The sequence below is a fragment of the Blastococcus sp. SYSU D00820 genome (genome assembly GCF_054050695.1).
In genome coordinates this window covers 43,937-70,666 of sequence record NZ_JBJGZW010000009.1, presented here as the reverse complement: position 1 = coordinate 70,666, position 26,730 = coordinate 43,937, and the positions used below count along the sequence as shown (strand labels likewise).

Below are 26,730 nucleotides of genomic sequence, written 5' to 3'. Positions count from 1 at the left end.
CGCTGCGGGCGGCAGGAGGGTCCTCTCTCAGTAGCGGTAGTGGTCGCTCTTGTACGGACCCTCGACCGGGACGCCGATGTAGTCGGCCTGCACCTTGTTCAGCTCGGTGAGCTTCACGCCGAGCGCGTCGAGGTGCAGCCGGGCCACGTGCTCGTCGAGCTTCTTCGGCAGCACGGTGACGGTGGGGGTCTTGCCCTCGTAGGCGGCCTGGTTGGTCCACAGCTCGATCTGGGCGAGCACCTGGTTCGAGAACGAGGCGCTCATGACGAAGCTGGGGTGCCCGGTGGCGTTGCCGAGGTTCAGCAGCCGGCCCTCGGAGAGGACGATGATCGTGTGGCCGTCCTCGAACCGCCACTCGTCGACCTGCGGCTTGATGGTGGTCCGCTCGATGCCCGGGGTGCGGGCCAGGCCGGCCATGTCGATCTCGTTGTCGAAGTGCCCGATGTTGCCGATGATCGCCTGGTGCTTGGTCCGGGCCAGCTGCTCGGCGGTGATGATGTCCTTGTTGCCGGTGGCCGTGATGATGATGTCGGCCTTGCCGATGACCTCGTCGAGGGTGGTCACCTCGTAGCCGTGCATCGCCGCCTGCAGCGCGCAGATCGGGTCGATCTCGGTGACGATCACGCGGGCGCCCTGGCCGCGCAGCGACTCCGCGCAACCCTTGCCGACGTCGCCGTAGCCGCAGACGACGGCGACCTTGCCGCCGATCATCACGTCCGTGGCGCGGTTGATGCCGTCGATGAGCGAGTGCCGGCAGCCGTAGAGGTTGTCGAACTTGCTCTTGGTGACCGAGTCGTTGACGTTGATCGCCGGGAACAGCAGCCGGCCGTCGCGGGCGAGCTCGTAGAGCCGCATGACGCCGGTCGTCGTCTCCTCGGTGACGCCGCGGATGCCCTGGCCGATGCGGGTCCAGTACTGCCCGTCCTCGGCCAGCGTGCCGCGCAGCACGTCGAGGATGACGCCGTACTCCTCGGAGTCGCTCTCGGTGGTGTCCGGCACGGCACCCTCGGCCTCGAACCGGGTGCCGAGGTGCACCAGCAGGGTGGCGTCGCCGCCGTCGTCGAGCAGCATGTTCGGGCCGACGATGGCGCCGTCCTCGTCGCGGAACTCGAACAGCCGCTGGGTGCACCACCAGTACTCGGGCAGCGACTCGCCCTTCCAGGCGAACACCGGCACGCCGGTCGGCTGCTCGGGGGTGCCGTCGCCGACGACGATGGCGGCGGCGGCGTGGTCCTGGGTGGAGAAGATGTTGCAGCTGACCCAGCGGACGTCGGCGCCCAGCGCGGTCAGCGTCTCGATGAGGACGGCGGTCTGCACGGTCATGTGCAGGGAGCCGGCGATGCGGGCGCCGGCCAGCGGCTGCTCGTCGCCGTACTCGGCGCGCAGCGCCATCAGGCCGGGCATCTCGTGCTCGGCGAGGCGGATCTCCTTGCGGCCGAAGCCGGCGAGGGAGAGGTCGGCGACCTTGAAGTCGCCGTCGGTCAGTACGCGCGTGCCAGTGCTGGCGGTCATGTCGCTCCAGGGAACGGCCCGGCCCACCGCGGGACCAGGGTCTGGTCGGTCGCTTGATGGAAGAGCGAGCATGCCGAGGCTTCGGCGGGGCTCGTGCCGGGAGCCATGCTACGTCACCCGGGCCACCGGGCCGCCCCTGTCACGGGCCCGGCCGGTCAGGACTCGCAGCCCACGCCGTCCCCGTCGCCGTCGAACCGGTCGCTCCAGCCGGGATCGCCGCGCCGGATCGGCGCCGCGCCGGCGGCGCGGACCTCGCCGCAGTCGGCGTAGGTGAGCGGCGCGGCCTCGGCCGTCGGCGCCGCCGCCGGCTCGGCGACGGCCACGCCCCCGGGCAGCGGCTCGTCGGGGCAGCCGGCCAGGATGCCGGCGATCGCGTCGTGCTCGGCGGCGGTCATCCAGAGGCCGTAGGTCAGCTTGACCGCGACCTGGCGGGCCACGTAGGCGCAGCGGTAGCCGGTGTCGGGCGGCAGCCAGGTGGCCGCGTCGCCGTCCCCCTTCTGCGTGTTCAGGGAGCCGTCGACGGCGAGCAGGTTCAGCGGGTCGTTGGCGAAGCGGATGCGGGTCTCCTCGTCCCAGCCCTGCGCGCCCTTCTGCCACGAGTCCGACAGCGCGACGACGTGGTCGATCTGCACGTCGTCGCTGGTGTCCTGGCCGCGCTGGAAGGCGATGGTGCGCCCGGAGTAGGGATCGGCCAGCGTGCCGGAGAGGACGACGCAGTCGTGCGTGCCCGGCTCGAACACCTCGCCGGTGAGGTCGCGGGCGAGCACGTCGTTGCGGGTGTCGCAGCCGTTGCGGTCGGTGTCCACCCAGCCGGAGCCGTAGCGGTCCCGCTCGTAGCCGGTCCGGGGCGCGCGGCCCTTGACCTCGATGGCGCCCAGCGCCTCCAGGGCGCTGCCGGCCGCGGCGGTGTCCATGCCCGCGCCGGTCGACGGCTCGTCGTCGCCCGGGAGGGTGCAGGCGGCCGGGCCCACGGCGATCGCGACGAGGAGTGCCACGACTCCCCGGCGCGGTGCACGGGTGCGCACGGCGCAGACCTCCCCCACCGAGCCGGCTGGACCGCCCGACGCTACGTCCGGCGACCGGCCCGCCGCGGGCGCGACACGCCCCCCGCGGCGCTCAGCGCAGGTTCGTCGTCGCGCGGTAGAGCACCGCCGGGCCCCGGGCCGACACCGGCCCGCCGGCCGGCACGAACGCCGCCTGTCCCCGCTCCAGCACCAGCTCGCCCTCGGGCGCCTCGAGCACCGCGGTGCCCTCGGTGCAGAGCAGCACCTGCGGCCCGGCCGTGGTGAGGCTGCCGGCCGAACCGCCCAGCTGGCAGCGGGTGAGGTCGAAGTCCTCGACCGGCACGGGGTAGCGCAGGCCACCGGGGCCCAGCACCGGGTGGATGACCGGGACCTTGCCGTCGGAGAAGTCGAGCACCTCGATCAGCGCCGCGAGGTCGACGTGCTTGTTGGTCAGCCCGCCGCGCAGCACGTTGTCCGAGCTGGCCATGACCTCGACGCCGGCGCCGCACAGGTAGGCGTGCAGGTTGCCGGCGGGCAGGAACACCGCCTCCCCCGGCGCCAGCTTGAGGTGGTTGCACATCAGCGAGATGACCACGCCGGGGTCGCCGGGGTGGGACTCGGCCAGCGTCGCGGCCCACCGGTAGGTGTTGATGAACTCCGGGTCGTGCGCGGCGACGAACTGGGCGGCCCGCTGCGCCACGACCTCCACCAGGTGGGTGCGCCGCTTGCCCGACAGCGCCAGCAGCTGCGGGATCGCCGCGCGCAGGCCGCCGCGGGCGAGCGCGGCGATGGTCGGCTTGAGCTCCGGCAGCTGCAGCTTGGCCAGGCAGTGCAGCGACTCCTCGACCGGGCGGAACCCGCACAGGGCCTCGAACGTGGTCAGCGCGAGCAGCAGCTCCGGCTTGTGCCACGGGTCCTTGAACGTGCGCGTCGGGTCGTCGCGCGGAACCCCGGCGGCCTCCTCCGCGGCGTAGCCGGCCTCGGCCTGCTCGTTGGTCGGGTGCGCCTGCAGCGACAGCGGGGTCTCGGCGGCGAGCACCTTCATCAGGAACGGCAGGCGGGGGCCGAAGCGCTCGACCACCGGCGGTCCGAGCAGCCGCTCCGGGTCCGCGGCGATCGCGCGGTCCAGCGGCCGGCCGTCGGCCAGCAGGCTGGGCTCGTCGGGGTGGGCGCCGACCCACAGCTCGGCGTGCGGCAGCTCAGCGGGCGACGGCTGGCCGAGCAGCTCGGGGATGAGGGTGCGGCTGCCCCAGGGGTAGAACCGGACGGAACTGGTCAGCTGCCACATCGGCGTCGAGGCTACTGGCGGGTTGCGCGATACAGCCATGCCGCCCGCCACACCTCGCCCGCGGGGGTCAGGCCGTCGCGCCGGCCCGCACGTCCGGCGCCCCCAGGCGCGCGGCGTCCGCCGTCCGGTCGTCCGGCATCCGCTGCGACTCCCGCTCGGCCTCGACCCGGGCGGCGTAGTGGGCGATCTCCCGGTCGGTGCGCTCGGCGTCCCAGCCGAGCACGCCGGCCATGAGCGCGGCGACCGCCGGCGCGCTCTCCGTGCCGCGCGACGGGGTGGTGATCGACACCCGGGTGCGCCGGGTCAGCACGTCGTCCAGGTGCAGGGCCCCCTCGGCGGTCACCGCGTGCACCACCTCGGCCGCCAGGTGGGCCGGCGCCCCGGGCAGCGGCCGGGCCAGCGCCGGCTCCCGCCGCGCGATGGCCAGGACGTCGCCGACCCGGTCCCCGTGCCGGTGCAGCAGCCGGTCGACGACGTCGACGCCCAGGCCCGAGGACTCCGCGAGCAGCGGCGCGCTGTCCCGGACGGCGGTCCAGCGGTGCGCGCCGACCAGCGGCAGGTGCGCGGTCCGGGACGCCGGCACGCCGGGCAGACCCCGCACCGCGGCGTCGACGGCGTCGGCGGCCATCACCCGGTAGGTCGTGTACTTGCCACCGGCCACGAGCACCAGCCCGGGCACCGGCGTCACGACGGCGTGCTCGCGCGACAGCCGGCTGGTCTGGTCGGCCTCGCCGGCCAGCAGCGGCCGCAGGCCGGCGTACACGCCGAGCACCTGGTCGGCGGTCAGGGGCCGGGTGAGCACCCGGTTCACCTGGTCGAGCAGGTAGCCGATGTCGGCGCTGCTGGCCGCGGGGTGGTCGCGGTCCAGCCGCCACGGGGTGTCGGTGGTGCCCACGATCCACTGCTCGCCCCACGGGATGACGAACAGCACGCTCGTGGGCGTCCGGAGGATCAGCCCCGCGCGGTCCTCCCCGCGCCCGCCGTCGATGGCCGAGCGCGGCACCACCAGGTGCACGCCCTTGGAGGCGCGCACCCGCAGGCTCGGCGCGGAGGCACCGAGCATCTCCCCCACGTCGTCGCTCCAGACACCCGTCGCGGCGACCACGCTGCGCGCCCGCACCTCGAACGACGAGCCGTCGGTCAGGTCGGCGACCCGCACGCCGGTGACCGGGGCCTGCGGCCCGGTGCCGTCCCGCAGCAGGCCCGTGACCCGGGCGCTGGAGAGCACCCGCGCGCCGTAGCCGGCGGCGGTGCGGACGACGGCCAGCGTGTGCCGGGCGTCGTCGACCTGGGCGTCCCAGTAGCGGATCGCACCGACCACGGCGTCGCGGCGCAGCCCGGGGAACTCCGCCAGCGTCGCCCGGCGGGACAGGTGCCGGTGCGTGGGGATGCCCCGGTCGGCGTCGAGCGCGGCGCCCAGCACGTCGTAGAGCGCGACCCCGGCGCCGTAGTAGGCCCGCTGCCAGGCCGGCGCGGTGAGCGGGAGGAGGAACGGCAGGGGCCGCACCAGGTGGGGCGCGATCGTGCCGACCAGCCGGGCGCGCTCGTGCAGCGCCTCCCGGACCAGGGGGAACGCCAGCTGCTCCAGGTAACGGAGGCCCCCGTGCACCAGCTTGCTCGACCGGCTGGAGGTGCCCGCCGCCCAGTCGCGGGCCTCCAGCAGGCCCACGCGCAGGCCGCGGCTGGCCGCGTCGAGGGCGGCCCCGGCGCCGGTGACGCCACCCCCGATGACGAGCACGTCGACGGTCTCGCGGGCCAGCCGGGCACGGTCGGCCCGTCGTCGTTCCGGGGAGAGCTGGGTGCGGCTCATGCCCCCACTCTGCCCGCAGCCCCGGTCAGTGTGCCGCGCCGGCGCCCTTCTTGCGGTGGAACGTGAGGCTCATGAACAGCACGACCAGGGCCCCGACGAGCAGCCCGAACACCGCGCTGCCGAGGGTGTTCACCAGCCAGCCGACCACCCCGCCGAGCGCGCCGGTGGCCTCGGCCGCGGCCTCCTCCAGGTGGTGGACGACGCCGTAGAGCGCGTGCACGCCCAGCTCGTCGAGGCCGACCAGCAGGATGTGGCCACCGACCCACAGCATCGCGATGGTGCCGACCAGGGTCAGCGCCGTCAGCAGCCGCGGCATCCCCTTGACCAGGCCGCGGCCGAGCCCGGAGACGGCCTTGCCGGAACGGCCGGCCAGGTTCAGGCCGACGTCGTCCATCTTCACGATGAGCGCGACCACGCCGTACACCAGCGCGGTGATGGCGATGGCGACGACGATCAGGGTGGCCGCGCGGGCCACGAAGGCCTCGGCGGCGACCTCGTTGAGCGAGATGACCATGATCTCGGCGGACAGGATGAAGTCGGTGCGCACGGCGCCGGAGACCAGCGTGTCCTCGTCCGGCACCGCGGCCTCGCCCGCGCCGTGGCCATCGGAGTGCCCGCGGATCTTGTGCCACACCTTCTCGGCGCCCTCGTAGCAGAGGTACGCGCCGCCGACCATGAGCAGTGGCGTGAGCAGCACCGGCAGGAACTGGCTCAGCAGCAGGATCGCCGGGAGGATGAACAGCAGTTTGTTGCGCAGCGACCCCTTGGCGATGCGCCAGATGATCGGCAGCTCGCGCTCGGCGGCCAGGCCGTGCACGTACTGCGGGGTCACCGCCGTGTCGTCGACGACGACGCCCGCGGCCTTGGCGCTGGCCCGGGCGGCGGCCGCCCCGATGTCGTCCACCGACGCCGCGGCGGCACGCGCCAGGACGGCGACGTCGTCGAACAGGGCTACGAGTCCACCGGCCACGGCTGCTCCTCCGGGTCGATCGGCATGGGTCTGCCGCTCCGTCTGATGGTGGTGCGTCCCGGTCGATCGCGCGACCGGGTGGTCACGCCGGCAGGGCGCGCTCGTGGTCCAGGGCGAGGGCCAGGTACACCGCGCTGAAGTCGGCGACGGCCAGCTGCCGGGCCAGCCGGGCCACGCGCCCGTACCGTTCCGGCTCCCCGTGCTCGGCGAGCCCGCTGACGGGCACGTTGGCGGCGGCGGCCGTGCGCAGCAGCTCGGACATCGCCTCGCCGGCCGACCGCGGCTCGCGCTCCCCGTGGCCGTCGTGGTCGCCGGCGTCGGTGTCGCGGATAGTCAGCAGCCGCAGCCGCCGGCCGCTCTCCTCCGCACGGTCGCGGAAGAAGTCGTCGGCGCCGTCCTGGGGCGCCAGCGGCCCGCGCAGCACCGCCCGGGCGGCCACCCGCTGGTCCGGCAGCCGGAACGTGGTCACCGGCAGGCCGGCCAGCGTCTGCAGCTGGTCGGCCGCGCGGATCGCCGCGGTGTCGGCCAGCGGGCCCTCCGCCGCGATCACCGGCAGGGCGTCGAGCAGCTCGAGGGCGAGGGTCTTCGCCGGGTTGACGAACGACTCCTGCGCCGGCCCGCACTCGCGCGCGACGTCGTCCAGGGCGTCGGCGATCGCGTCGAGGTCCGCCGTCTCGGCGGAGACCAGGCCCAGGCCGCTGGCCAGCCGCAGCAGCGGCGTGAGCAGCGACCACAGCGTGGTGTGCCGCACCCGCGAGCGCGGCAGCGGCACGTAGGGCGCGCGGGCGGTGGAGCAGGCCGCGCGCAGCGGCGCGTCGTCGGCCCCGATGCCCAGCAGGGTCACCCCGCGGCGGGCCGCCTCGTAGGCCGGCGCGACGGCGTAGCGCCCGGCCCCGGTGCGGGTGGCGACGACGGTGATGTCGGTCGGCCCGGTCCACACCGGCAGGTCCGGCCCGGGGACGACGTCCACGGTCACCGGGCTGGAGGGGCCGAGCAACGCGCGCAGCACCGACGCGGCCACGGCGCCCTCGCGGCGGGCCACGATCACCAGGCCGCGCGGCCGGCCGCCCTCGGTGACCCGGCTCAGGTCGGCCTCGTCGGTCAGGCGGGCGGTCTCGCGCACCTGGGCGCCGGCACCGGCGACCGCGGGCAGCAGCCCGCGGGGGTCGCGGGCGCGCAGCACGTCGAGGTCGTCGAGGACCTCCTCGGCCAGCTCCGGTGAGGTCATGCGCCCGCGGTCCCCCGCTGACGCGCCTCGTCCAGCAGCAGCACCGGGATGCCGTCGCGGACGGGGAAGGCCCTCTCGCAGGTCGGGCAGACCAGCTCCGAGGTCTCCTCGTCCACGGTGAGCGGGCTGTGGTGGGTGTCGGGGCAGGCGAGGATCGCCAGCAGTGTGGGGTCCAGCCCCAGGGGACCGCCCTCGTGGGAGTTGCTCATGCGCGCACCATCTCCAGTACTCGGTCCCTCAGCTCGGCCATCCGCGCCGCGTCGGGTGCCTCGACGTTGAGCCGCAGCAGCGGTTCGGTGTTGCTGGCCCGCAGGTTGAACCACGAGCCGTCGGGGAGGGTGACGGTCAGCCCGTCCAGCTCGTCGATCATGACGCCCTCGGCGTCGGCGTAGGCCGCGCGCACCTCGGCGGAGCGGGCCGCGGCGTCGTCCACCGTGGAGTTGATCTCCCCGGAGGCGGCGTAGCGGCTGTAGGCGGCGGTCAGCTCCGACAGCGGCCGGCTCTGCTCGCCCAGGGCGGCCAGCACGTGCATGGCGGCCAGCATGCCGGTGTCGGCACGCCAGAAGTCGCGGAAGTAGTAGTGCGCGGAGTGCTCGCCGCCGAAGACGGCGTCGGTGCGGGCCATCTCGGCCTTGATGAACGAGTGCCCCACCCGCGTGCGCACCGGGGTGCCGCCGTGCTCGCGGACGATCTCGGGGACCGCCCGCGAGGTGATCAGGTTGTGGATCACCGTGTCGCCGCGGCCCTTGGCCAGCTCGCGGACGGCGACCAGCGCGGTGATCGCCGAGGGGCTCACCGGCTCGCCGCGCTCGTCGACGACGAACACCCGGTCGGCGTCGCCGTCGAAGGCCAGGCCGATGTCGGCGCCGTGCTCGCGGACCGCGGCCTGCAGGTCGACCAGGTTGGCCGGGTCGAGCGGGTTGGCCTCGTGGTTGGGGAAGGAGCCGTCGAGCTCGAAGTACAGCGGCACGACCTCCAGCGGCAGGCCGTCGAGGACGACGGGGACGGTGTGCCCGCCCATGCCGTTGCCCGCGTCGACGACCACCCGCAGCGGGCGGATGCCGGACAGGTCGACCAGCGAGCGCAGGTGGGCGGCGTAGTCCGGGAGCAGGTCGCGCTGGGCGATCCCGGCGGTGCGGGCCGGCACGCGGTCGTAGCGGTCGGCCTCGGCCCACTCGCGGATCGTGACCAGCCCCGACTCCTGGCCCACGGGCGCGGCGCCCGCGCGGCACAGCTTGATGCCGTTGTACTGCGCCGGGTTGTGGCTGGCGGTGAACATCGCACCGGGGACGCCGAGGGAGCCGGCGGCGAAGTAGAGCAGGTCGGTGGAGCCCAGGCCCGCCTCGACGACGTCCACGCCCCGGGACAGCACACCCTCGGCGAAGGCCCGCGAGAGCGGCACCGAGGACTCGCGCATGTCGTGCGCGGTGACGATCGCGGTCGCGCCGCTCTCCTGGGCCACGAACTCGGCGAAGGCGGCGCCGATCCGGCGGGCGACACCCTCGTCCCACTCGTCGGGCACGACGCCACGGACGTCGTACGCCTTGATCAGCGCGGACAGGTCGCTCACGACGAGCACACTATAAGGACCCTCCTGCCCCCCACTGCTCGCGCGCTCGCAGCGGGGCCCTGCAGGCGGGCCGACGAGATGCGGTGTCGCCTAGGGGATGTCGGGCAGGACCCGCAGGTGGCCCCGGCGGGTGCCGCGGCCGTCGTCGGCCGGGTCGCGCGGGGGCTCGGGCCGGGCGGCCTCGCGGACGGCGTCGGCCAGGGCCAGCAGGTCGTCGCCGGTCGGGCCGGCGTCCTCGACGTCGATCTCGTGCCGGACGACCTCCCAGCCCCGCGGCACGGTCAGCCGCTCGGCGTGGAACTCGCAGAGGTCGTAGCTGTGCGGCTCCGAGAAGGTCGCCAGCGGACCCACGACAGCGGTCGACTCCGCGTAGACGTAGGTCAGGGTCGCCGCTGCCGGTTGCGCGCAGCCGCTGCGCGAGCAGCGACGTGACTGCCTCACCACCGGTTCCTCACGAACGGCACAGTAGACGCGCGGCGGCGTCGATGGGAGCAGGCACGCGGAGGAATGTCGGCCCGCCGGGCCGGTCCGTCACATCCTGCACGACTCCCCCGCCGGCCACGGCACGGGGCACGCGCACCGCCACGGGGCGTGTCGCGGCGCCGTACCCTGCGCTTCGATGAGCCGATCCGCCCGACGCCCCGCCCGCTCCCGCCGCGACCGGCACGGCCGCGGGCTGCGCGGGCGCCTGGTGCCCGCGGAGCTGCCGCTGGCCCGCAGCCGCGCCGAGCAGTTCGACGACCTCGTGCTCGACGCCGTCGAGGACCTCGAGCGCCGCTGGGAGCGGGAGCTGGCCGGGGTGGAGTTCGCCGTCGAGGACGTCCCGTGGGTCGACCACACCAGCCCCGACGAGGTGGTGCTGGACGCCGACGTGCTCGACGACGGCACGGTCCCGCTGGCCCGGGTACTGCCCGCGCACCGGGAGGACGGCCGCGACGTGCCGGCCCGGATCGTGGTCTACCGGCGTCCGCTGGAGATCCGCGCGCACGACCGCGACGACCTCGCCGACCTCGTCCGCGACGTCGTCGTCGACCAGGTGGCGGTGCTGCTGGGCCGCGACCCGGAGGAGATCGACCCGGCCTAGCCGTACCTAGCCGCGCGTCGGCACCGGCGAGCCGAGCTCGGCCGCCCGGCTGCGGGCCTCGGCCAGCCGCGCCCGGCAGGCCGCGACGTCCAGCCCGTCACCGCGGTCGGGGCGGGTGACCCGGGCGACCATCTGCTCCAGGGCGACGGCGTGCCAGAGCAGGCCGACGTCGGGCTGCTCCCAGCCGGCGGTGCGCTCGAGCACGACGTCGGCGATCTGGCCGCGGTCCTCCTCGTCCGGCGTGCTGGCCCAGAGGGTCAGCAGGTCGCGGTGCCGCGGGCCGGCCCGCACGCCGGTCCACTCGAGCACGACCAGCCGGCCGTCGGCGTCCAGGACGGCGTTCGCGGCGCGCAGGTCGCCGTGGGTGACCTCCGAGAGCGGCAGCTGCGCCGCCGCGGCCCGGACCGCGCGCAGCTCCCCCAGCCGGATGCCCGCGCGCAGCAGCCGGCCGGCGTTCTCCACCGACGAGCGCGCGCGGCGCAGCGCCGGCCCGCCGGCCGGCTGCCACGGGGCGCCCGGCGGGGCCGGCAGCGGGGCGATGCGGACGGCGGCGTCGACGGCCGCGTCGGTCCAGTCCGGGCCGCCGGTCGGCCCGGGGTGCACCCGGCGGGAGAGCAGCCACCGGCCGTCGTCGGCGGCGGCCAGCACCTCCGGGACGCCGATCTGGCGCTCCTCGGCCCATCGGCGCCCGCGCAGCTCGGCGCGCAGCCGGCGGCGGCCGCTCTCGGTGACCGCCAGGTCCACCACCCGGTCGGCGAGCACGCCGGCGACGGTGCCCAGCCGGGCCGACTGGTCGACCACGGTGAGCAGCGGCGCGTCGACGCCGAGCTCGGTGAGCAGCGCGGCGACCCGGCCGCGCACGGCACCGTCGACCCGGCTCGACCCGCTGACGTCCATCCCGGGCATCGTCGCAGCCTGGGGACGGCTCCGCACGGAGACGACCGGCCGCCGGAGGGCCCCTGGGATGCTGACCGCGATGGACGTCTCCCCCGGTGCCGCCGCGCCCTGGATCGTGCTGGGGGTCGTCCTGCTGGTCCTGGCCGTCCTCGCCGGCATGCGGGTGGGCGCCCGGCGGGCGCGCGGCGCGGGCCGGGCAGCCGCGGAGCCGCCGGCGGAGGCGGGGGTGAGCGGCTCCGCCCCGGCGTTCGCCGAGGACGACCTGCCGGGGTTCCTCGCGTTCCCGCCGGGCACCCCGGGCGCGGAGGCCGAGGCCGGGCCGGCGCCCTCACCGCGGCCGTCCGCACCACCCGCCGACGAGGAACCGGCAGCGGCGGGCACCGGCCGGGTCGTGGCCGCGATGGTGGCCGCGGCGCTGGTGCTCATCGCGCTGCTGGCCCTGGTCGCCATCGTGCTGCGCCCGTCCGCCGACGAGTCCGCCACGCCGTCCGCGACCTCCTCGCGGACGCCGGGCGCCACGGCCCAGGCCGGCGGGTCCGCCGCCGCCCCGCCGGAGCCGCTGCCCGGCGTCCCGGTCGACCCGCTCCCCGGCGAGACCGGCGCCGGCGCCCTGGCGATGCGCTCGGTGCCCGTGGGCGAGGACGGCACCACCGCGCGGCTGGCGTTCGGGGGGCTGGTGCTGGAACGGCGCGCGGTCGGCGTCACCGTCACCTATCCCGGCCTGAGCGTCACGGTCGCCGGCGACGGCACCGCGCTGGCCCACCTGCGGCTGCCCACCTGGAACTGCCTGGGCACCGCCGCACCGGCCGATCCGGTCGCCGCCGGCTGCGTGCCCGGCCCGACCGAGTGGGCCGACCTGCCCAGCCCCCAGCTGACCGCCGAGCGGGCGGACGGCGGGCTGCGGCTGACCGGCCGGTTCCCCACCTACACCGACCCGGCCGGCACCGAGCCGGTCTACACCGGCCGCGTGTACGCCCTCACGCTCACCGTGACGCCGGCCGGCCGGGCTCGCGACGGCTGGGCGCCGGCCGCCGGCACGGTCTTCCTCGGCACCGAGCGGGCCGAGGCGCTGGCGGACCCGGCGCTCAGCGCGGTGCGCGGGGCCGGCTGAGCCAGCCGGTCGCCACGGTCAGGTCGACCACCGGGGCGCCCATCTCCCGCGTCAGCCCGCCGATCGCGCTGCTGCCCCACCACGGCTGCCGGTCGGCGCCGTCGACCAGGGTGAGCAGCAGTGCCCCCGTCCGCGCGCCGTCCGGGACGACGGCGACCTCGAGCTGGCCGATCGCCGCGTGCAGCCGCGCGGCGGCGCGCAGGAACGGCCGGGCCCGGCGATCGGGCTCGCGGTCCAGGAGCTCGGGCAGCCGGCGCTCCAGCTCGCGGGGATCGCGGGTGCGGTGCACCGGGCGGTCCAGGGTGTCGAGGGCGTCGACCAGCCGGCTGCTGCGCGCGTTGCCGAACGCTGCGTCGGGACGGCGGCGGCCCAGCGCGCGCAGGGTCGGGTCGCCCATGGGCAGGCCGCCGAGCCGCAGCGTCCACGGCCGGCGCAGGCCGGCGAACAGGCCGAGCAGCCCGTCGGCCAGCAGTCCGGCGGCCTCGTCGTCCCGGGCCAGCAGGCGGGCCGGCGGCCGGCCGGGCGGGGCGGGAACGGCCGACCCGAGCAGCGTCGCGGTCACGTGCGGCCCGGTGCGGACGTCGAGCACGGCCAGCCCGGCCGGCGGCCCGCCGAGGCGCTCCTCCACCACGACGGCGACCGGGCGGGCGGCGGTGCCGTTGAGGACGGCGGTCAGCCAGGGCGCGCGGGCGGGGACCGGTGCCCGCAGCCGCGCCGCGAGGGGTGCGGCCGCCCGGAGCTCGCGGACCACCCGGGCCCGGCCGGTGGCCACCCGTGTCCGCACGTCCTCCATACGACCACAGCCGCCGACGGGATCCGTCGACGGCTGTGGTGGAGGGGGGTGGCGCGAGGGTCAAGCGGTCACATCGCCCGGCGGCGCAGGCGGCGCCGCTCGCGCTCGGAGAGCCCGCCCCAGATGCCGAAGCGCTCGTCGTTGGCCAGCGCGTACTCCAGGCACTCGGCCTTGACCTCGCAGCCGGTGCAGATCTTCTTCGCCTCGCGGGTGGAGCCGCCCTTCTCGGGGAAGAACGCCTCCGGGTCGGTCTCGGCGCACAGGGCGCGCTCCTGCCACGACTGGGCGTCGTCGTCGCCGAACGCCATGCCGAGCAGGCTGCCGAACTCCGGGGTGGACGCGACGGTCCCCCGGTCCGGCGTCCGCTCGGACGCGCTCACGTAATCGCTCAACCACGACACCTCTGCCATGACGATGCGTCCCCTCTCGCTCTCGTCCCGGTGCGCGTTCCCCGGGAGGTCCCCGGACCGCGCTGCACTCGATGACACCGCGGGAATTACACGCGTGTCGTTGGGTGACCGTCAACTTCGCATGGTGTAACCGATTGACCACAGGAGCCCCACGCGTCACAGATCGTTCGTCAGTTCTCGTTCCGGCTCGCGACACGCCGGGCGAACAGTCGACAAGTGCCCATCGGGCAGACTGACTTTCGTGCAGATCGTCGTGCTCGCCGGTGGCATCGGTGGCGCCCGGTTCCTCACCGGACTCCGTGCGGTCACGCCGCCGCAATCGATCACCGCCGTGGTGAACACCGGCGACGACGTCACGATGCACGGGCTGCGGATCTGTCCCGACCTCGACTCGGTCATGTACACCCTCGGCGGAGCGGTCGACGCCGAGCGCGGCTGGGGCCTGGCCGGCGAGTCGTGGGTGGTCAAGGACGAGCTCACCGCCTACGGCGCGGAGCCGACCTGGTTCGGCCTCGGCGACCGCGACATCGCCACGCACCTGATCCGCACCCGGATGCTCGACGCCGGCTACCCCCTCTCCCAGGTCACCGCCGCCCTCGCGGAGCGCTGGCAGCCGGGGGTGGAGCTGCTGCCGATGACCGACCAGCGGGTCGAGACCCACGTCGTGGTCGCCGATCCGGAGTCCGGCCGGCAGCAGGCCATCCACTTCCAGGAGTGGTGGGTCCGCCACCGGGCCGGCCTGCCCGCCTCGGCGTTCGTGCAGGTGGGTGTGGATGCCGCGCGCCCGGCCCCCGGCGTGGCCGAGGCGTTCGCCGCCGCCGACGCGGTGCTGATCGCCCCGTCCAACCCCGTCGTCTCGGTCGGCACCGTGCTGGGCGTGCCCGGCATGCGCGAGGCGCTGCTGGCCACGCCGGGGCGGATCGTCGGCGTCTCGCCGATCGTCGGCGGCGACGTCGTCCGCGGCATGGCCGACCGCTGCCTGCCGGTCGTGGGCGTGGAGGTGAGCGCGGAGGGCGTCGGCCGGCACTACGGGGCGCGGTCCGCCGGCGGCCTGCTCGACGCCTGGCTGGTCGCGCCCGGCGACCCGGCGGACGTGCCGGGGGTCGACGTCCGCCAGGTGCCGCTCCTGATGAGCGACCCCGACGCCACCGCGGCCCTCGCCCGCGCCGCCCTGGAGGCCGCCGGTGCCTAGCCCGCAGGAGCCCCCGGCGGGCATCTCCGTCCTGCCGGTCGCAGGGCTGCCCGAGTTCTCCCCCGGCGACGACCTGGCCGGTGCGATCGCCGGCGCCGCGCCCTGGCTGGCCGACGGCGACGTCGTCGTCGTCACCTCCAAGGTCGTCTCCAAGGTGGAGGGCAACCTGGTCCGGGTCGCGCCCGGGGAGGACCGCGAGGCCGCCCGCCAGCGCGCCATCGACGGCGAGGCGGTGCGGGTGGTCGCCCGCCGCGGCCCGCTGCGCATCGTCGAGACCCGGCACGGCTGGGTGGTCGCCGCCGCAGGCATCGACGCCTCCAACGCCCCGGGCGACGTCCTGGTGCTGCTGCCCGCCGACGCCGACGCCTCGGCCCGCGCGCTGCGGGCCCGGCTGCGCGACCTCCTCGGGATCGACGTCGCGGTCGTGGTCAGCGACACCTTCGGCCGGGCCTGGCGGGAGGGGCTGACCGACGTCGCCGTCGGCTCGGCCGGCATCCCCGCCCTCGTCGACCACCGCGGGGACGTCGACGCGCACGGCAACCGGCTGGAGACCACCCAGATCGCCGTCGTCGACGAGCTGGCCGCCGCGGCGGACCTGGTGAAGGGCAAGCTCGCCGCCGTCCCGGTGGCGGTGGTCCGCGGGCTGCCCTTCCCCCGCACCGCGGAGGACCCGGGCACCCGGCCGCTGGTGCGGCTGGGTGCCGGCGACCTGTTCCAGTACGGCACGCGCGACCTGGTCGGCTCGCGGCGGCCCGGCACCGACCTGGTGCCCCGCGCCGGCGAGCGGGAGGCCGTCGCCGAGGCGTTCCGGGTGGCGACCGCGGCGCTGCCGGAGTTCCCGGTCGTGCTCCGCTACGGCGGGGAGGACGACGGCGTCGTCGACGTGCACCTGCCCGAGCGGGCCACCGTCACCGCCGCGGTCAACGCCGGCGCGCTGATCGGCGCGGTCGTGGTGCAGCTGCACGCCGAGGGGTGGACCACCCGCTGGGAGCCGGTGGGCACCCCGGGCGGCACCTCACTCGTCGGGAGGTTGTGGCTCGGCTCCGAGCACGTCTGAGCCGCGGACGTCGGTAACGTCGCAGCTCATGCGAGGGATCATCCTGGCCGGGGGCACGGGCAGCCGCCTGTTCCCGATCACGCAGGCGGTCAGCAAGCAGCTGATGCCGGTCTACGACAAGCCGATGGTCTACTACCCGCTGTCGACGCTGATGATGGCCGGCGTCCGCGAGGTGCTGGTCATCACCACCCCGGGCGACCAGGCCGCGTTCCGCGCGCTGCTGGGCGACGGCAGCCGGCTGGGCATGCGGATCGACTACGCCGTCCAGGAGCGGCCCGAGGGGCTGGCCCAGGCCTTCCTCATCGGCGCGGACTTCATCGGCGGCGACTCGGTCGCCCTCGTGCTCGGCGACAACATCTTCTACGGCGCGGGCCTGGGCACCGCCCTGGGCCGGCTGCCCGACCCCGACGGCGGGCACGTGTTCGCCTACCACGTGGCCAACCCGCAGGACTACGGCGTCGTGGAGTTCGACGGCGACCGCCGGGTGCTGTCGATCGAGGAGAAGCCCGCCCGGCCCAAGTCCTCCTACGCCGTCCCGGGGCTGTACTTCTACGAGGCCGGTGTGGTCGACGTCGCCCGCGGCATCACCCCCAGCGCGCGCGGCGAGCTGGAGATCACCGCGGTCAACGAGCACTACCTGCACCAGGGCCGGCTCACCGTCACCGTGCTCGACCGCGGCACCGCCTGGCTGGACACCGGCACCTTCGCCTCGCTGCGCCAGGCCACGGAGTTCGTCTCCGTCGTCGAGGAACGCCAGGGCCTGAAGATCGGCTGCATCGAGGAGGTCGCCTGGCGGCAGGGGTGGCTGTCCGACGACGGGCTGCGCGCCGCCGCCGAGCCGCTGGCCAAGAGCGGCTACGGCGCCTACCTGCTCGGCCTGCTGGAGGACGGCGCCTTCTGAGCGGGCGTCCCCACATGATCAGGGAACCTGATCGTGTGGGGTCCTCCCCGGCGTCCCACGGCCCGGGAGGACCACGGACGACCAGGGACCCTGATCGTCTGGGCGGCGGACCCTAGATGCGGCGGTGGTCGGTCGGCGCGTTCCGCGGCCCGAACCGCGGCGCCCGCGCCACTCCCCCGGCCAGCAGCAGCCGCACCACCCGCTGCCGCTGCCCGCGCCAGGGCTCCAGCAGCGCCATCATCCCGTCGTCGTCGGTGCGGGCGGCGCCGGAGAGCGCGAACCCCACCTGGTTCTTCAGGTGGTAGTCGCCGTAGCTGACCGTGTCGGGGCAGCCGAAGACGCGTTGCACCACCTCGGCCGCCGTCCAGACGCCGATGCCGGGCACGGTGCGCAGCCGGCGCGACAGGCTCGCGGAGTCCGGCGCCTCCGCCGGCTCCATCCGCTCGGCCACCGAGGTGACCGCGCGCAGGGCACGGCGCCGGGCGCCGTCCAGGCCGCAGCGGTGCCACTCCCAGTCGGTGACGTCGAGCAGCCGGCGCGGTGACGGCGGCACCCGCATGCCCTCGGGCGCGGGGCCGGGCGCGGGCTCCCCGGCCAGCCGCAGCAGCGCCCGCCAGACGCGGTGCGCCTCGGTGGTGGTCACCTTCTGCTCGAGGACGGCGGGCACCAGCGAGTCCCAGGTGCGCCCGGTGCGCCCCAGCCGCAGCCAGGGGCTGGTGCGGTGCAGCCGGGCGACCAGCGGGTGGCCGCCGGGGTCGAGGTCGCCGGGGCGGTCGTCGGCCCCGAGCCAGCCGGGCACCCGGGAGCCCGCCCACGCCGCACCGGGGCCCCAGGCGCTGATCGCCACCTCGCCGTCGCGGGCGGTGATCCGCACGGTCGCCGGCCCCTCCGGCGTCGTCGTGACCCGCCAGACGCCGTCCTCGGCGAACCGCAGCGTGGGGTCACCGGTGCCGCGCAGGTGCACCGACAGCGTCCGCCGCAGGTCCAGCGGCCAGTCGGGCCGGAAGGACGCCGCGTAGGCGGGCGGCGGGCCGGCGGCGGGGACCGGTCGGGGAAGAGTGGTCGTGCTCACCGGTGGTGCTCCTGTGCGAGAGGTGCGGGCGGGGGGGGGGGGGGGGGGGGGGGGGGGGGGGGGCCGCGCCGGGGGGGGGGCCCCCCCCGGGGCGTCAGCGGGGGGCCATCCGCAGGGCGCCGTCCATGCGGATGACCTCGCCGTTGAGGTAGCCGTGCTCGACGATGTCGAGAGCCAGCTCGGCGAAGTCGTCGGGCCGGCCCAGCCGCTGCGGGAACGGGATGCCGGACGACAGCGCCGTGCGGGCCTCCTCGGGGAGGCTGCCCAGCAGCGGCGTGTCGACCAGCCCGGGGGCGATCGTGCAGACCCGGACGCCGACGCTGGCGAGGTCCCGCGCCGCCGGCAGGGTCAGGCCCACGATGCCACCCTTCGAGGCGGAGTAGGCGACCTGCCCGATCTGGCCGTCGTAGGCGGCGATCGAGGCGGTGTTGACGACCACGCCGCGCTCGCCGTCCTCGCCCGGCTCGGTGGCGGCCATGGCGGCCGCGGCCAGCCGCAGGACGTTGAACGTGCCGACCAGGTTCACCATGACCGTGCGGACGAAGGGGTCCAGGTCGTGCGGCTGGTTGCCCTTGCCGACGGTGCGCTGGGCCCAGCCGATGCCGGCGCAGTTCACCGCGATCCGCAGCGGCCGGTCCTTGCCGGTGGCCTCCTCGACGGCCGCCTGCACCGAGGCCTCGTCGGTGACGTCGGTGCGGACGAAGGTGGTGTGCCCGCCGAGCTCGGCGGCCAGCGCGGAACCCAGCTCCTCGTTCAGGTCGAGGATCGTCACGGCCGCACCCCGCGCGGCCAGCGCGCGGGTGGTGGCCGCGCCGAGGCCCGAGGCCCCTCCGGAGACGACAGCGGCGACGTCGTAGTTCTTCATGGCCGGAAGCTATCCCGCACGGCGGTCACGAGAAGCGCGGGCCGTGCGCGGCCTCGACCGCGGCGAGCAGCTGCTTGACCCGCTCGGCCTCGGCGACCGGGCAGACCATCGTCACGTCCGCGGTGTGCACCACGACGCTGTCCCGGACGCCGACCAGCGCCACCAGGTGCGCGGGGTCGTCGCTGAACACGATGTTGCCCGCGCCGTCGAGGCTGACCGCCAGCCCGCGGACGGCGTCCTCCCCCACCCGCTCCAGCGTCGAGGCCAGCGCCGGCCACGACCCGACGTCGAGCCAGTCGACGTCGAGGTCGGCCACCAGCACCCGGCCCGGCTCCCGCGCGGCCGGCTCGAGGACGGCGTAGTCGACGCTGATCCTCGGCAGCGTCGGGAACACCTCGGCGAGGACGGCGTCGCGCCGGGGGCCGGCCGGGGCGGCGACCACCCGCGCCAGCCCCTCGGCCGAGGCCGGCAGGTGCTCGGCCAGCGCGTCGAGCACGGTGCGCGCCCGCCACACGAACATGCCGGAGTTCCAGAGGAAGTCCCCGGAGTCGAGGTAGGCCTGCGCGGTCGCGAGGTCGGGCTTCTCCCGGAAGGCGGCGGCCTCGGCGACGCCGGGCACCTCCGTCGGCGCGCCGCGCTGCACGTAGCCGAAGCCCGTCGCGGGGGCGGTGGGCCGGATGCCGAGGGTGACCAGCGCCCGCGGCCGGGCGGCCAGCGCGTCGTAGGCGGTGCGCAGGGTGGCGGCGAACCGGTCGACCGGGCGGATGACGTGGTCGGCGCTGACCACCGCGAGCTCGGCGTCGGGGTCGACGTCGGCGACCAGCGCGGCGGTGAGCCCGACGGCGTTGGCGGTGTCGCGGGCCACCGGCTCGAGCACCAGCCGGTCGGGGTGCAGCGCCGGCAGCGCCGCCTGCACCTGCGCGCCGTAGCGGGCGGCGGTGCACACCCAGATCCGCTCGGCCGGGAGCACCGTCTCCAGCCGGGCGAACGCCTCGGCCAGCAGGCTGTGCGAGCCGCCGTCCCCGTCGGCGACCACGTCGAGCAGCTGCTTGGGCCGGCCGGCCCGCGACAGCGGCCACAGCCGCGTGCCGGAGCCCCCGGCCATCACCACCGCGTGCCGCACGGTCAGCCCCGGCCGCGGCGGCCGGCGCCGCCGGAGCGCACCAGCTTCGCCGCGCCCGGCACGCGGGCCCGCCCGACGTCGTCGGCGCGGCGCTGGAACGGCGCACCGGCGGCCACCCGGCCGCTGACGTAGGAGACCAGCATCCGGGCCCCGAGCCCGGCGCGGAACGCCCCCCGCAGCGGCGCCTGCACCCGGCGCGGGTACTGGGCGGCGAGGTAGCGCATCGCGCTGGTGTGGTGCACCCGGGCCATCCGGTGCGGCTCCCGGCGGGTGGCGTGCCCGCCCTCGTGCACGACCACCGCCGTGGGCGCGTAGACGTGCAGCCAGCCGGCCCGGCCGAGGCGGGCGGCGAGGTCGACGTCCTCGAAGTACATGAAGTAGCCGGGGTCGAAGCCGCCGACGGACCAGAACGCCGCGAGGTCCACCAGCAGGCAGGAGCCCGACAGCCAGCCGGCCGGCCGCTCCCGCGGCGCCTCCCGCTCGCGGCGGTAGCGCGCCGTCCAGGGGTTGCTCGGCCAGATCCAGCCGAACACGGCGTGCCCGGCCCCGGTGGACAGCTGCGGCAGGTCGCGGGCCGAGGGGTAGAGCTCGCCCTCGGGCGTGCGGATCGCGGGGCCGACCGTGGCCGCCCGCGGCCACCGCTGCGCGACCTCGATCAGCTCGTCGACCGAGCCGGGCTCGAAGCGGACGTCGGGATTGGCCACCAGCGCGTACCCCTCGGTCCGCCCGGCGAGCCCCGCGTTGACCGCCGCCCCGTAGCCGACGTTGCCGCCGGTGCGCAGCAGCCGCACGTGCGGATGCGCCGCCGCGGCGCGCTCGGGGGCGCCGTCGGTCGAGCCGTTGTCGGCCAGCACGATCTCCACCGGCCGGGTGGTGGCGAGGGCCAGCGACTCGACGAAGCCCTCGAGCGCCTCGCCGGGTGAGTAGGTCACCGCCACCACGCGCAGGGGGACGGTGCGTTCGTCGGGCGCCACACCGGCACTGTAGAGGCGCCGCGGCGCGGGCCCCGGACCGCCGGGGAGGCGGCCGGCCGGGCCGGCTGGGACCTCCTGGGACGCGTGTGACGCGAGGGGGACCGATTCGTCACGGAATGCCCGACGCTCCCGCGATGACCCGGTTCGCCAGGTCACGCGACGGTATCGTCGCCAGGCGTGACTTCCGCCAGCCCTGACCTCGTCATCGTCGGCTCCGGCTTCTTCGGCTTGACGGTCGCCGAACGAGTGGCCAGCCAGCTGGACAAGCGGGTGCTTGTCCTCGACCGCCGCGACCACATCGGGGGCAACGCCTACTCCGAGCCCGAGCCCCAGACCGGGATCGAGATCCACCGCTACGGCGCGCACCTGTTCCACACGTCGAACGAGCGGGTCTGGCAGTACGTCAACCAGTTCACCGAGTTCACGAACTACCAGCACAAGGTGTACTCGATCTACCAGGGGCAGACGTACTCGCTGCCGATGAACCTGGCGACGATCTGCCAGTACTTCGGCAAGAGCTACTCCCCCGACGAGGCCCGCGCGCTCGTCGCCGAGCAGGCCGCCGAGTTCGACACCGCCGAGGCCAAGAACCTCGAGGAGAAGGCGATCTCGCTGATCGGCCGCCCGCTGTACGAGGCCTTCATCCGCGGCTACACCAAGAAGCAGTGGCAGACCGACCCCACCGAGCTGCCCGCCGCGGTCATCGCGCGGCTGCCGGTGCGCTACACCTTCGACAACCGGTACTTCAACGACACCTACGAGGGCCTGCCGGTCGACGGGTACACCGCCTGGCTGCAGCGGATGGCCGACCACCCGAACATCGAGGTGCGGCTGTCCACCGACTACTTCGAGGTCCGGGACGAGCTGCCCACCGACGTCCCCACCGTCTTCACCGGCCCCATCGACAAGTACTTCGACTACGAGGCCGGCGAGCTGGGCTGGCGCACGCTGGACTTCGAGACCGAGGTGCTGCCGATCGGCGACTTCCAGGGCACCTCGGTCATGAACTACGCCGACGAGGACGTCCCCTTCACCCGGATCCACGAGTTCCGGCACTTCCACCCGGAGCGGTCCTACCCGACCGACAAGACCGTGGTGGTCCGGGAGTACTCGCGCTTCGCCGAGACCGGCGACGAGCCGTACTACCCGATCAACACCCCCGAGGACCGCGCGAAGCTGGAGCGCTACCGGGAGCTGGCCAAGAAGGAGGCCGCGGACAAGCGTGTGCTCTTCGGCGGCCGGCTGGGCACCTACAAGTACCTGGACATGCACATGGCCATCGGGTCGGCGCTGAGCATGTTCGACAACCGCATCCGACCCTTCTTCGACCAGGGCGGCGCGCTCGACGGCCGTCTCGACGACTGAGACAGCGAGGACACCCCGGTGACCACCACCACCCCGATCGACCAGAACCCCACCTCCCCGGAGCGGGTCAGCGAGCCCGTCGCCTCCGACCTCACCGCGAGCCGGGCGACCACCCTGCTGCAGCGGGTCCTCATGCCGCGTCAGGGTGACCCGCTGAAGCTGCGCACCCTGTACCTGGACGAGACCTCCGGGCGGGTGCACTGCCCCGACCGGGCCACCGCCGTCGTCCCCCAGGGCCGCGAGCTGTCGTTCGCGACCTACTTCAACGCCTTCCCCGCCAGCTACTGGCGCCGCTGGACCCCGCTGGAGAACGTGATCCTGCGGGTCGAGGTGACCGGCCGCTGCCGGCTGGACGTCTACCGGTCCAAGGCCAGCGGCGAGATCATGCACGTCACCGGGGCCCCGACCGACGGCACGGGCGGCCCCGTGGAGTTCGAGCTGGAGCTCGCGCCCTTCACCGACGGCGGCTGGTACTGGTTCGACGTGACCGCCGACGAGGAGGTCGAGGTCCGCGCGGCGGGCTGGTACGCCGACCGCGAGCCACTGCGCGAGGGCCGGCTGTCGATCGGCATCTGCACCTACAACCGGCCGACCGACTGCGTCGCCGCGCTGGAGGCGCTGGCCGGCGACGAGCACGTGATCAGCCGGGTCAGCAACGTCATCGTCGCCGACCAGGGCAACAAGAAGGTCAAGGACGCCCCCCGCTTCGGCGACGTCGCCGCGCAGCTGGGCGACCGGCTGAGCCTGGTGGAGCAGGGCAACCTCGGGGGCAGCGGCGGCTTCGCCCGCACGATGTACGAGATGCTCGAGCACACCGACGCGACCCACCACGTCTTCCTCGACGACGACATCCTCATCGAGCCCGACAGCGTCGCCCGCGCCCTGAGCTTCTCCCAGTTCACCACGCAGCTCACCCTGGTCGGCGGCCAGATGCTGGCGCTGCAGAACCGCTCGGTGCTGCACAGCATGGGCGAGGTCGTCGAGCAGGAGAAGTTCTTCTGGCGGAACGCCCCGAACACCTCCTACGGGCACGACTTCAGCGAGGAGAACCTCCGGGAGTCCGCCGAGCTGCACCGCCGGATCGACGTGGACTACAACGGCTGGTGGATGTGCATGATCCCCCGGTCGGTGGCCGAGGAGATCGGCCTCCCGCTGCCGGTCTTCATCAAGTGGGACGACGCCGAGTACGGCCTGCGCGCGAACAAGGCGGGCTACCCGACCGTGACGCTGCCCGGCGTCGCGATCTGGCACCTGTCGTGGTCGGACAAGGACGACACGGCCGACTGGCAGGCCTACTTCCACTGGCGCAACCGGCTGATCGTGGCCGCGCTGCACTCGCCCTACCGGCACGGGGGCTCGCTGCTGCGCGACCTGTTCAAGTGGGACCTGAAGTACCTGATCATGCTGCAGTACTCCGCCACCGCGCTGCACCAGCGGGCCTACGAGGACTTCCTCGCCGGCCCGGAGCGGCTGTTCGAGCTGCTGCCGCAGGCCCTCCCCGAGGTCCGTGCCCAGCAGAGCGAGTTCGACGACGGCCGGGTGCTCAAGTCCACCCAGGACCTGCCCCTGCCCACGATGAGCCCGGTCAAGGCCGAGCGGATGATGAAGCCGCCCACGAACCCGGTGACCATCGGGCGCACGCTGGCCGGCGCGCTGGCGCACAACCTCTTCCCCACCCGGGGCCACGAGAACGTGCCGCAGCTCAACGTGGCGGCGCAGGACGCCCGGTGGTTCCTGCTGGCCCGGCTCGACAGCGCCACCGTGGGCACCGCCGACGGCCGCGGCGTCACCTACCGGCGCCGCGACCCGCGCCTGTTCTGGGGGCTGCTGGGCCGCTCGCTGCGGCTGCAGTGGGAGCTCTACCGCCGGTTCCCGGCCATGCGGAAGGCCTACAAGCAGGCCCAGCCCGAGCTCGTCGGCCGCGAGTCGTGGCGCAAGGTGTTCGGCGCCTGAGCGAGGACGCGACACAGAGGGCCCTCGTCCACCGGACGGGGGCCCTCTGGGCGTTCAGGGGCGCTGCAGCCGTTCCTGCCGGCCGGCCCGGGTGAGCCGGCGCCACTCGCGCCACCCGCCCGGGTCACGGCGGGACACCAGGAAGAACCACCCGAACCGCACCGTCTCCAGCGGGCGCAGCCAGCGCATGCCCGGCTGGGCCATCAGGTAGCCGCGGTTGCGGTAGGTGAAGAACCGCTTGACGTCGTTGGCCGGATACTGCGCCGACAGCCGCCCGCCCAGGATCGGCAGGAACTCCGTCGTCCCCTCCGGGTGGAGGTAGGCCGCCGCGGTGCAGGTGCCGAACGGCAGGCCGGCGCGCAGCAGCCGGCGGTGGATCTCGGTCTCGTCGCCGCGGAAGAACAGCCGGTAGTCCGGCACACCCACGACGTCCAGCGCCTCGGCGCGGAAGAGCGCGCCGTTGAACAGCGAGGCGTAGCGCGGCAGCAGGTCGATGCCGGTGAAGTCGCTCCGCCGGCGCCGCCAGCGCAGCCCCCGGCGCAGCGGGAAGGCCAGCCGGTCGGGGTCGGCCATGTCGGTGACCAGCGGCGAGACCTCGGCCAGGCCGTGCTCGCGGGCGCTGGCCAGCAGCGTGGCGAGCACGGTCGCGTCGGCCGGGCGACCGTCGTCGTCGGCGCACCAGACCCAGTCGGCGCCCAGCGCGAGCGCGTGCAGCATGCCGAGGGCGAAGCCGCCGGCGCCGCCCAGGTTGCGTTCGCTGGGCAGGTAGGTCGCCGGCAGTCCGCTGTCGCGGACGACGTCCTCCACCGGCTGGTCGGGGCCGTTGTCGACGACCACCACGTGGTCCACCGGGCGGCTCTGCGCCGCCAGCGCCGCGAGGCTGTGCCCCAGCAGCTCCCGGCGGTGCCGGGTGACGACGACGGCCACCACCTTCTCGGCGGCGACCTCGGTCATGCCGGCAGCCCCTTGTAGGCCCGCAGGACCTCCCCCAGCTCGCCCTGCTGCTTGATCCGGCCGTGCTCCATCCAGATCGCGGTGTCGCACAGCTCCCGCAGGAACTCGTCGGAGTGGGAGGCGAAGACCAGCAGGCCCGAGCGCTCGACGAGCTCGACCAGCCGCTGCTTGCTCTTCTCCAGGAAGGCGGCGTCGACCGCGCCGATGCCCTCGTCGAGCAGCAGGATCTCGGGGTCGATGCTGGTGACCACGCCGAGGGCCAGGCGCACCCGCATGCCGGTGGAGTAGGTCCGCAGCGGCATGCGCAGGAAGTCACCGAGCTCGGTGAACTCGGCGATGTCGTCGACCCGCTCCTCCATCTGCTTGCGGGTCATCCCGAGGAACAGGCCGCGGATCATGATGTTCTCGAGGCCGGAGATCTCGGGGTCCATGCCCACGCCGAGGTCGAACACCGGCGCGACGCGGCCGCGCACCTCCGCGATGCCGCGGGTGGGCTCGTAGATGCCCGACAGCAGCCGCAGGAGCGTGGACTTCCCGGCGCCGTTGTGCCCGACCAGGCCGACCCGCGCGCCGTGCTCGAGGTTGACGGTGATGTCCCGCAGCGCCTCGATGACCGGCACCTTGGCGGCGCTGTCGATGTTGCCGCCGACCAGGCCCATGACGGTCTTCTTCAACGACCGGCTCTTGGCGTCGAAGATCGGGAAGTCGACGCAGGCGTCCTTGGTGACGATGCTGACGGAGCTGCTCTGGGACACGGTCACACCCAATAGGAGACGCGGGAGCGGTAGCGGCGCATCACGAACATCGTGAACACCCAGCCGACCACGGTGATGGCGAGGACGACCAGCCAGTACCGCAGCTCCTGGTCCTGGCCCAGCAGCGGACGGCGGATGATCTCCACGAAGTGCAGGAACGGGTTGAACTCGGCCAGCCGCGCCCGCTCGGCGATCGAGGGGTTGGGGCTGTTCACCAGCTCGTCGTAGATCCAGACGATCGGCGTGAGGAAGAACGCCAGCTGCACGATGCTCTGGGTGATCGGCAGGATGTCGCGGAAGCGGGCGGTGATGATGCCGACGGCCAGCGCGACCCAGGCCCCGTTGAGGGCCAGCAGCGCGAAGGCCGGGACGACGGCGATCGCGGTCCACTTCAGCGGCTGGGGGAAGACCAGCAGCATGACCAGGTAGACGATCAGGTTGTGGGCGAAGAACAGCGTCTGCCGCCACACCAGCCGGTAGACGTGCGTCGACAGCGGGGCCGGCAGGTGCTTGATCAGGCCCTCGTTGGCGATGAACACCTCGGAGCCCTCGTTGATGCAGCCGCTGATGAAGCCCCACACGATGAAGCCGACGAGCACGTGCGGCAGCAGCCGGGACAGCTCGATGTCGAACAGCCCCGAGTAGAGGATCCCGAGCGCGATGGCGGTGACCGCCATGCTGATGGTGATCCAGACCGGCCCGAGCACCGACCGCCGGTAGCGCTGCCGGATGTCCTGCCAGCCGAGGTGCCCCCACAGGTACCGCTGCTCCCAGCCGCGCCGGAGGTCGGCGACGGCCGCCGCGAGGGTGCGCCCGGTGGGTTGTGCTACTGCCACGTGGAA

26 protein-coding genes are annotated in these 26,730 nt (G+C 74.7%); 7 read left to right on the top strand and 19 right to left on the bottom strand.

Going from position 1 to position 26,730, the window contains the following annotated elements:
• Positions 1–27: 27 nt before the first annotated feature.
• From ahcY to ACI79R_RS11710, 9 genes are all read right to left on the bottom strand, one after another.
• Positions 28–1,512 (bottom strand): adenosylhomocysteinase, encoded by a 1,485-nt coding sequence (ahcY, locus tag ACI79R_RS11750; RefSeq protein WP_456573803.1) that lies wholly within the window; start codon positions 1,510–1,512, stop codon positions 28–30.
• A 155-nt stretch (positions 1,513–1,667) separates the two neighbouring features.
• The gene (locus ACI79R_RS11745) at positions 1,668–2,507 is read right to left on the bottom strand and encodes a GmrSD restriction endonuclease domain-containing protein (RefSeq protein ID WP_456573802.1); all 840 of its coding nucleotides are present in this window, start codon (positions 2,505–2,507) and stop codon (positions 1,668–1,670) included.
• Between the two features lie 121 nt (positions 2,508–2,628).
• On the bottom strand, positions 2,629–3,843 hold the full coding sequence (gene manA / locus ACI79R_RS11740; protein ID WP_456573801.1) for a mannose-6-phosphate isomerase, class I: 1,215 nt from the start codon (positions 3,841–3,843) through the stop codon (positions 2,629–2,631).
• 28 nt (positions 3,844–3,871) lie between these two features.
• Entirely contained in the window at positions 3,872–5,614 is a 1,743-nt protein-coding gene (locus tag ACI79R_RS11735) for a glycerol-3-phosphate dehydrogenase/oxidase (RefSeq protein ID WP_456573800.1), read from the bottom strand.
• Between the two features lie 25 nt (positions 5,615–5,639).
• Entirely contained in the window at positions 5,640–6,584 is a 945-nt protein-coding gene (locus tag ACI79R_RS11730) for a DUF808 domain-containing protein (protein WP_456573799.1), read from the bottom strand.
• 82 nt (positions 6,585–6,666) lie between these two features.
• Positions 6,667–7,812: an SIS domain-containing protein gene (locus ACI79R_RS11725; RefSeq protein WP_456573798.1), complete on the bottom strand. Its 1,146-nt coding sequence runs from the start codon at positions 7,810–7,812 to the stop codon at positions 6,667–6,669.
• The gene (locus tag ACI79R_RS11720) at positions 7,809–8,021 is read right to left on the bottom strand and encodes a Trm112 family protein (protein ID WP_456573797.1); all 213 of its coding nucleotides are present in this window, start codon (positions 8,019–8,021) and stop codon (positions 7,809–7,811) included. Before ACI79R_RS11720 ends, ACI79R_RS11725 begins: the two co-directional genes overlap by 4 nt.
• Complete coding sequence (locus ACI79R_RS11715; RefSeq protein WP_456573796.1) at positions 8,018–9,382, bottom strand: phosphomannomutase/phosphoglucomutase; 1,365 nt, start codon at positions 9,380–9,382, stop codon at positions 8,018–8,020. Before ACI79R_RS11715 ends, ACI79R_RS11720 begins: the two co-directional genes overlap by 4 nt.
• A 90-nt stretch (positions 9,383–9,472) precedes the next feature.
• A complete protein-coding gene (locus tag ACI79R_RS11710) occupies positions 9,473–9,823 on the bottom strand; it encodes a DUF3499 domain-containing protein (RefSeq protein WP_456573795.1) in 351 nt (116 codons plus the stop codon).
• Between the two features lie 178 nt (positions 9,824–10,001).
• Between ACI79R_RS11710 and ACI79R_RS11705 the strand changes: the two genes are divergently transcribed.
• Positions 10,002–10,466 (top strand): metallopeptidase family protein, encoded by a 465-nt coding sequence (locus tag ACI79R_RS11705; RefSeq protein ID WP_456573794.1) that lies wholly within the window; start codon positions 10,002–10,004, stop codon positions 10,464–10,466.
• Between the two features lie 6 nt (positions 10,467–10,472).
• On the opposite strand, the gene ACI79R_RS11700 is transcribed toward ACI79R_RS11705, so the two are convergent.
• Positions 10,473–11,372, bottom strand: a complete 900-nt coding sequence (locus ACI79R_RS11700) for a phosphotransferase (RefSeq protein WP_456573793.1) — start codon at positions 11,370–11,372, stop codon at positions 10,473–10,475.
• 70 nt (positions 11,373–11,442) lie between these two features.
• On the opposite strand from ACI79R_RS11700, the gene ACI79R_RS11695 reads away from it, so the two are divergent.
• Positions 11,443–12,474, top strand: coding sequence for a hypothetical protein (locus tag ACI79R_RS11695; RefSeq protein ID WP_456573792.1), 1,032 nt, complete (start codon positions 11,443–11,445; stop codon positions 12,472–12,474).
• On the opposite strand, the gene ACI79R_RS11690 is transcribed toward ACI79R_RS11695, so the two are convergent.
• Both ACI79R_RS11690 and ACI79R_RS11685 read right to left on the bottom strand, forming a co-directional pair.
• Positions 12,449–13,258: a hypothetical protein gene (locus tag ACI79R_RS11690; protein ID WP_456573791.1), complete on the bottom strand. Its 810-nt coding sequence runs from the start codon at positions 13,256–13,258 to the stop codon at positions 12,449–12,451. The genes ACI79R_RS11695 and ACI79R_RS11690 overlap by 26 nt on opposite strands.
• A 77-nt stretch (positions 13,259–13,335) precedes the next feature.
• Positions 13,336–13,575 (bottom strand): WhiB family transcriptional regulator, encoded by a 240-nt coding sequence (locus tag ACI79R_RS11685; RefSeq protein WP_456573898.1) that lies wholly within the window; start codon positions 13,573–13,575, stop codon positions 13,336–13,338.
• A gap of 343 nt (positions 13,576–13,918) precedes the next feature.
• Between ACI79R_RS11685 and cofD the strand changes: the two genes are divergently transcribed.
• From cofD to rfbA, 3 genes are read left to right on the top strand one after another with little or no spacing between them, the layout of a single operon-like run.
• Positions 13,919–14,869, top strand: a complete 951-nt coding sequence (gene cofD / locus ACI79R_RS11680) for a 2-phospho-L-lactate transferase (RefSeq protein ID WP_456573790.1) — start codon at positions 13,919–13,921, stop codon at positions 14,867–14,869.
• Positions 14,862–15,926, top strand: a complete 1,065-nt coding sequence (locus ACI79R_RS11675) for a coenzyme F420-0:L-glutamate ligase (protein WP_456573789.1) — start codon at positions 14,862–14,864, stop codon at positions 15,924–15,926. The genes cofD and ACI79R_RS11675 overlap by 8 nt, the downstream gene beginning before the upstream one ends.
• A 28-nt stretch (positions 15,927–15,954) precedes the next feature.
• A complete protein-coding gene (gene rfbA, locus ACI79R_RS11670; protein ID WP_456573788.1) occupies positions 15,955–16,827 on the top strand; it encodes a glucose-1-phosphate thymidylyltransferase RfbA in 873 nt (290 codons plus the stop codon).
• A gap of 112 nt (positions 16,828–16,939) precedes the next feature.
• Here the strand turns inward: rfbA and ACI79R_RS11665 are convergent, their stop codons facing one another.
• From ACI79R_RS11665 to ACI79R_RS11650, 4 genes are all read right to left on the bottom strand, one after another.
• Complete coding sequence (locus ACI79R_RS11665; RefSeq protein ID WP_456573787.1) at positions 16,940–17,899, bottom strand: DNA-3-methyladenine glycosylase family protein; 960 nt, start codon at positions 17,897–17,899, stop codon at positions 16,940–16,942.
• A gap of 94 nt (positions 17,900–17,993) precedes the next feature.
• A complete protein-coding gene (locus tag ACI79R_RS11660; protein WP_456573786.1) occupies positions 17,994–18,764 on the bottom strand; it encodes an SDR family NAD(P)-dependent oxidoreductase in 771 nt (256 codons plus the stop codon).
• A gap of 25 nt (positions 18,765–18,789) precedes the next feature.
• Positions 18,790–19,887, bottom strand: coding sequence for a mannose-1-phosphate guanylyltransferase (locus ACI79R_RS11655; RefSeq protein WP_456573785.1), 1,098 nt, complete (start codon positions 19,885–19,887; stop codon positions 18,790–18,792).
• Positions 19,888–19,889: 2 nt separating this feature from the next.
• A complete protein-coding gene (locus ACI79R_RS11650) occupies positions 19,890–20,861 on the bottom strand; it encodes a glycosyltransferase family 2 protein (protein WP_456573784.1) in 972 nt (323 codons plus the stop codon).
• 177 nt (positions 20,862–21,038) lie between these two features.
• Between ACI79R_RS11650 and glf the strand changes: the two genes are divergently transcribed.
• Together glf and ACI79R_RS11640 are read left to right on the top strand one after the other, a co-directional pair.
• A complete protein-coding gene (gene glf / locus ACI79R_RS11645) occupies positions 21,039–22,226 on the top strand; it encodes a UDP-galactopyranose mutase (protein ID WP_456573783.1) in 1,188 nt (395 codons plus the stop codon).
• Positions 22,227–22,244: 18 nt separating this feature from the next.
• Entirely contained in the window at positions 22,245–24,179 is a 1,935-nt protein-coding gene (locus ACI79R_RS11640) for a glycosyltransferase (RefSeq protein WP_456573782.1), read from the top strand.
• 54 nt (positions 24,180–24,233) lie between these two features.
• On the opposite strand, the gene glfT1 is transcribed toward ACI79R_RS11640, so the two are convergent.
• From glfT1 to wzm, 3 genes are read right to left on the bottom strand one after another with little or no spacing between them, the layout of a single operon-like run.
• The gene (glfT1, locus tag ACI79R_RS11635) at positions 24,234–25,133 is read right to left on the bottom strand and encodes a galactofuranosyltransferase GlfT1 (protein ID WP_456573781.1); all 900 of its coding nucleotides are present in this window, start codon (positions 25,131–25,133) and stop codon (positions 24,234–24,236) included.
• Positions 25,130–25,888, bottom strand: a complete 759-nt coding sequence (wzt, locus tag ACI79R_RS11630; RefSeq protein WP_456573780.1) for a galactan export ABC transporter ATP-binding subunit Wzt/RfbE — start codon at positions 25,886–25,888, stop codon at positions 25,130–25,132. Before wzt ends, glfT1 begins: the two co-directional genes overlap by 4 nt.
• Before the next feature lie 2 nt (positions 25,889–25,890).
• On the bottom strand, positions 25,891–26,724 hold the full coding sequence (gene wzm, locus ACI79R_RS11625) for a galactan export ABC transporter permease subunit Wzm/RfbD (RefSeq protein WP_456573779.1): 834 nt from the start codon (positions 26,722–26,724) through the stop codon (positions 25,891–25,893).
• Positions 26,725–26,730: the final 6 nt, after the last annotated feature.